At 65.4% G+C, this 683-nt stretch carries 1 protein-coding gene; it reads left to right on the forward strand.

Annotated elements, in window-relative coordinates:
• A partial coding sequence (locus DNK89_RS23430; RefSeq protein ID WP_238990913.1) for a methylmalonyl-CoA mutase family protein occupies window positions 1-683 on the forward strand: 683 nt, incomplete at both ends.

Genomic DNA, 683 nt, shown 5'->3' on the forward strand with positions numbered 1-683 from the left:
GGGAGCTTCCGGCCTGGGACACGCCCGAGGGCCTGGCCCTGAAGCCGATCTACGGCCCCGAGGACGTCGCGGGCCTTGACTTTCTGGACGGCTATCCGGGCCTGGCGCCGTTCGGCCGCGGCCCCTATCCGACCATGTACGTCACCAACCCGTGGACCGTGCGCCAGTACGCCGGCTTCTCCACGGCCGAGGACTCCAACGCCTTCTATCGCCGCAACCTCGCCGCCGGCCAGAAGGGCCTGTCGGTGGCCTTCGACCTGGCCACCCACCGCGGCTACGACAGCGACCACGACCGGGTGAAGGGCGACGTCGGCATGGCCGGGGTCGCCATCGACTCGATCCTCGACATGCGCACCCTGTTCAGCGGCATCCCGCTCGACCAGATGAGCGTGTCGATGACCATGAACGGGGCGGTGCTGCCGATCCTGGCCCTGTTCATCGTCGCGGCGGAAGAACAGGGCGTGCCCGCCTCCAAGCTTTCAGGAACGATCCAGAACGACATCCTGAAAGAATTCATGGTGCGGAACACCTATATCTATCCGCCCGCGCCCTCGATGCGGATCATCTCGGACATCTTCTCCTTCACCTCGAAGGAGATGCCCAAGTTCAACTCGATCTCGATTTCCGGCTACCACATGCAGGAGGCCGGGGCGACGGCCGACCTGGAACTGGCCTACACCCTC

Origin of the sequence: Acidovorax sp. ST3 (assembly GCF_003231145.1) — a bacterium.
Lineage (GTDB): Bacteria > Pseudomonadota > Gammaproteobacteria > Burkholderiales > Burkholderiaceae_C > Acidovorax.